5 protein-coding genes are annotated in these 5,293 nt (G+C 29.2%); 2 read left to right on the top strand and 3 right to left on the bottom strand.

Annotated elements, in window-relative coordinates:
* Positions 1–64 precede the first annotated feature (64 nt).
* A complete protein-coding gene (locus HMPREF2586_RS12550; RefSeq protein WP_081256393.1) occupies positions 65–316 on the top strand; it encodes a sugar-binding domain-containing protein in 252 nt (83 codons plus the stop codon).
* A gap of 647 nt (positions 317–963) precedes the next feature.
* Here HMPREF2586_RS12550 and HMPREF2586_RS00255 read toward each other — a convergent pair.
* Together HMPREF2586_RS00255 and HMPREF2586_RS00250 are read right to left on the bottom strand one after the other, a co-directional pair.
* The gene (locus HMPREF2586_RS00255; RefSeq protein WP_000690637.1) at positions 964–1,542 is read right to left on the bottom strand and encodes a recombinase family protein; all 579 of its coding nucleotides are present in this window, start codon (positions 1,540–1,542) and stop codon (positions 964–966) included.
* A gap of 175 nt (positions 1,543–1,717) precedes the next feature.
* On the bottom strand, positions 1,718–2,632 hold the full coding sequence (locus HMPREF2586_RS00250) for a helix-turn-helix transcriptional regulator (protein ID WP_083319556.1): 915 nt from the start codon (positions 2,630–2,632) through the stop codon (positions 1,718–1,720).
* A gap of 113 nt (positions 2,633–2,745) precedes the next feature.
* On the opposite strand from HMPREF2586_RS00250, the gene HMPREF2586_RS00245 reads away from it, so the two are divergent.
* Entirely contained in the window at positions 2,746–3,699 is a 954-nt protein-coding gene (locus tag HMPREF2586_RS00245; protein WP_070812576.1) for a quinone oxidoreductase family protein, read from the top strand.
* Between the two features lie 289 nt (positions 3,700–3,988).
* Here HMPREF2586_RS00245 and HMPREF2586_RS00240 read toward each other — a convergent pair whose 3' ends face one another.
* Positions 3,989–5,284: a YjiH family protein gene (locus HMPREF2586_RS00240; protein ID WP_070812578.1), complete on the bottom strand. Its 1,296-nt coding sequence runs from the start codon at positions 5,282–5,284 to the stop codon at positions 3,989–3,991.
* Between the last annotated feature and the right edge of the window lie 9 nt (positions 5,285–5,293).

Below are 5,293 nucleotides of genomic sequence, written 5' to 3'. Positions count from 1 at the left end.
CAGAAGACTCCTTTTTGTTAAAATTATACTATAAGTTCAACTTTGCAACAGAACCTTCAAAGATATTAAAAACAAGGCCATTGGAGATATTATATATAATTTTATTGACGAAAATGGTAAGAAAATTGATTGTGAATGGAATAATCGTATTATTTCGTTAGAAATAGAAGAATATAAAAGAATTCCGTTGAAAATAGGTATAGCTGGTGGAAAAAATAAGGAAAAAGCTATAAAAGCAGCTTTAAATAATCATCTTATTGATGTTTTAGTTACAGATGAAAACACAGGCATGGAATTATTAGAAAAAAGAAACTAATATAATATGCGTGTTTAGTATCAATAGACTAATTAACCACTTCCGTTAAATTTATTAAATAGTATATAATTTGAGTTTTAAAACTTGGTATAATAAATTAAACAATAAAATAAAGCTATGAAGTTCGCTTTTGATCGTCTTATGAGACCAATGAATGGCTTCTGTTAAACACTCACGCACGTTATACGTGTGTTTAACAGGAACCATTTTTTTGTTTGTTGAAGGGAGACAGAAGAATGAAAAAGCTTGTTAGATTGGTTATTGGTGAAGAAGTCCAAGTTCAAAGAGTAAATCAACTTAATGATATCTGGTTCAGAATTACCTGTTTTTGAAAAATTAAAAAAAGAAGTTGATGGAGGCCAAATTAATATATTTTATAGCTGAGAGGAAATTTATATCTTAACTAAACATATACAAAGATCATAAACATTCATTAGTGAAACAGGTATTATATTAAAAAAGCGTACGAATTTGTACGCTTTTTTCTTGTGTTATTATTAAAATCTCATAACAGGAAAATATTATGAGATTTTAGACGCTGTCAGAACGTCTCTTTTACATCGAGTGACATTGAATCAAAGTCTTTGTATGTTAATGATATATAAAATTATTTAGTAGATTCATTATAGTAAGCTAGATTAGTTGCTCTACTTGTTTTTATTCTCTTTTGCCTCTAATTTATTGAGATAACGATAAATAGTTGTACGTGAAACTTGCCACTGCTCTGCAATTGTTTTAATTGGCGTACCATTATCATAAAGTGTCTTAAGTAAGTTTAAATCTTGTTTATTTAATTTTTCAGGTCTACCTCCATATCGGCCTCTAGCACGTGCTGCAATTCGACCGGCTGATGATCGCTCTAAAATTAAATTACGTTCAAACTCTGCAAATGCTGCGAATAAATGAAATAATAATTGTCCTGTAGAACTTGATTTATCCATCGTTATATTTTCTTCTAAACTATGAAAACTCACACCTCGTTCGTTAAGTTCATTAACTAACGTGATTAAATCCTCCATGTTCCGTCCTAGTCTATCTAATCTCCAAACAACAATCGTATCTCCTGACCTCGCAAATTCAATTGCTTTATCTAAACCAGGTCGCTTACTTTTTGAACCACTCATATGGTCATTAAATATCTTTTCACAGCCATATGTATTTAATCGATCCTCCTGTAAATTCAAATTTTGTAATCCAGTTGAAACTCTTGCATAACCTATTTTCAAAATACAGACCTCCTATATACACCTTTAGTGTACCATAACTTGATTACGAGGTCTTTTGTGAACATAGATTTTTTGTTGGGTTTTTGAACACATAATTCTATGTAATACTTACTTATTTAGACATAAAACAAGAGTGTACAGAAAATGGTTATTTTCTGTACACGCTTTAATCTAATCAACTTTCGTATACTTTCAATGTACTCTTAAGTTCTTTGACTAGCATATTCCTTAATTGAATTGGGGATTTTATTTTTACATCTTTTCCAAATGTTAAAAACAGAGATTTCAAATATTCTAATTCTTGAGATTTAATCAATAAATCAATATATCCATAGTTTTGATGTTCTATCATCAAATTTTTTTGTAACCAATACTCGTCATTGCATTTCTTTATACCTTCCTTATTGAACTCTGCTTGTAAACGTTGACTTTCATGTTCATTAGGATCACTTTGTATATTATTTAAATATTCATTAAGCTGGAAATCTATATTGTGATATTTTTTTGTGAATGTAATATCTTTAATTCTATCAACTCTAAAAGTACGCATTTCCTTCTTAATCAAATCATATGAGGGAACGTACCAATTTCCACTATACGCATATAAACCAATAGGTATTATTTTACGTATAGAATTTTCTTTTACAGCATGGTAGCTAATCTTCAATATTTCACTATTAACTGAAGATAGTATTATATTTTTCAAACTTATATCTATAGGTTGCTTTTTTGAATTCCAGAACTTGAAATATTGATTGTATCTTTTTATTAATTTTTTCGCATCTAATGGAAATGATAAGTATAATTTTTCTTTTACAGTTTGTATATTTATATCAAAGGGAATTTGTTGATAAAATTCTAATGATTGAAAGGCAAAATAAATTGATATTGCTTCTTCTTCATTAAAGATAATAGGTGGAAGTATTCTATTTTCTAACACTCTATATCCCCCATACTTGCCAACTTCAGTGTATAAAGGTATGCCTAATTCACTTATTTCTAACAAATATCGATGAGCCGTCCTTATAGAAATAGAAAACTCTTCGGATATTTCTCTAGCAGTAAATTCTTTCTTATTATTAATATACATAATGAGGTTAAATATTTTTTGGATTTTATTTATATTAATCTCCTCCTAATCATGACAACTTATGGCAAGTTTATATAGTAATATTAACATAAACATTGAAGGAGGAATTTTACATGAGAGCTATTACGCTAAATGAATTTGGCAATGCAGAAAAATTGAATTTGAATGAAGTTAACTTACCTAAAATAAATGAAAATGAAGTTTTAATAAAATTATTTTATGCTGGTATTGGTCAGTGGGATATTTTTGAAAGAGAAGGTGGATATGAAAAAATGCTCAATTTATCAGTTGATTTCCCTTATATTTTGGGTTCTGAGGGTGTTGGAGAGATCATAAAAATAGGAAAAAATGTAAAAAACTATAAGGTTGGAGATATAGTGTGTGCAGTGAGTTTTTTAAATTCTAAAGGGGGTTTTTATGCAGAATATGTAGCAGTACCTGACTCTCATGTATATTTGAAACCACGGTGCTTAAGTTATGAAGAATCTTCTGCTATATCTGGTATTGGACTTACTGCATATAGAGGATTGGTAGATGTATTAAATATCAAAAAAAATGATAATGTTCTTATTCATGGGGCAAGTGGTGGAGTAGGACATATTGCCATTCAAATAGCAAAATCATTTGGTGCAAACATTTTTGCTATAGTATCAGGTAACGATGGTATCAGATTAGCTAAAAGTCTAGGTGTCAATAATGTTGTTGATGGAAAAAAATTTAATTCACAAGAAATCATGTCAATGTTTGATATTAATCAATTTGATTCAGCTTTTTTCACCACTGGTGGTATTATAGCAGATCAACTAGTTGAAAATATAAAACCTAATGGAAAAGTTGTATTTCCTTACGGAATCCAAGAACTTAATATTGATAGAAGTGATTTAACAGTCAAACCTTACTATGCTGACATTGACTTAAATTTACTTACCTCATTCTTAAATTGGATAAATTCAAACCAGCCAACTATTCACGTAGATAAAGTGTTTGATTTAGATAAATATAAGTCAGCTCATTTGGCATTAGAACAGCATTACGTTGGAAAACTATGTTTCTCAATATTTAAGTAGTTAACTCATATAACTGTAATTATTATAAATTTATAAAATTAATAAAAAAACCAACGAACACTTTAAAAATGTTCGTTGGTTTTTAATTTACTAAGTAAAATCGTTCTCATATATCAAGTAAAGTGACAAACAACTTATTTTGTATTATTAGGGTGTACCCTAAATATATAATTGAGTTTAAAATAAAAAACAGTAAATTAAGATGGAAATTTCATATCCTTGCTTTCCTTATCACTATAAATATTTGTAAAAAAGGTGATTTTTTTATATACGATATTTTATTATTGAATTATAAAAAAATATATGCGATAGGTGTTACTATAATTAAACTCAATACAGTTCTCTCAAACCATATAACCACTAAATCTCTTATGCGGATGGGTATATCAGTAGAGAGAATACTAGGCACACTAGCTGAAAAGAATATAATTGTAGAAACAGAAGTAACAGCAATTATAAATTTAGTGATTAATGGTGCTTCGACTACAATTAATGAAGGCAAAAACATTTCTGTTATACCAATAGCTGCGCCTTTTGCAGTTAAAAAGGAATCTGGTATTTGAAGTATCCAAGTTAATGGATAAAAAACATATGCTAAATAATCGAAAATCACTGTATATTCTGCGAGTAACAAGCAAATTAAACCTATTGATAATATGGTGGGTAAGATATTCATAGTCATAATCAGACTTTCTTTGAAATTCAACCAAATATTTTTCATCACGTTAGGTGATGATTCAACAGTTTCCATTGCTTTTTCCCATGCAAAAAGTAGCTTTTTTTTACCTTTTAATTCGCTTGTATCTTCTTCTATAAATGGCTGATCATAATATGTGTTGCTAATTTTACTGATAGGCCAAATCCTAACTGTACAAGCTGTTACTGCAGCAGTAACAAACAAGGTAGACCAAAAATATAAATTCCATATATCCATTAAGTGTAAGGTTTTAGCAATAACTATCATAAAAGCTACAGTAACTGTAGAAAAGCCGGTTGCTATGATAACAGCTTGTTTTTCCGTGAATTTACCTTCTTTATACTCTTTATTCGTTATAAGTAAACCCACAGCAAAACTAGCAACAAAAGATGCTAAAGCATTAACTGCTGAACGTCCAGGCGTTTTCCATATCGGGTACATAATTTTTTGCGCATAAACACCTACAAATTCTAATAAGCCATATCCTACTAATAAAGCTAATACCGCGCCTCCTGCAGGTACTGTTAATCCTACCGGAATTACCAAATAGTTAAAAACATACATTCCCGTTTGTTCATTAAGTAACCAACTTGGCCCAATGTTAAAAATTAACAAAACGCCTATAATGACTCCCAAAACTTTAAATAAACTAAAAATTGTTTCAACGGTATTCCGATTCCATGTCCCTTTAATAAATGGATAAATAGCACCTAGTATAATGATAATCATTATGAATATCTTAGTTAAAAGAGGTAATGCGCTACTTATCCATGTGACAAAATGATCTAATAAAATTGAAGAGTTATTATTAATCGTTACCGGCACAAAAAATATAGCAATTCCTATAAGACTATATACAAAAAACGGTTCTGTTGCAAAGTAAAAAATATAGCTAAC

This window comes from Staphylococcus sp. HMSC034G07, assembly GCF_001835975.1.
Taxonomy (GTDB): Bacteria; Bacillota; Bacilli; order Staphylococcales; family Staphylococcaceae; genus Staphylococcus; species Staphylococcus ureilyticus.
This window is presented reverse-complemented; position numbering and strand designations above follow the sequence as displayed.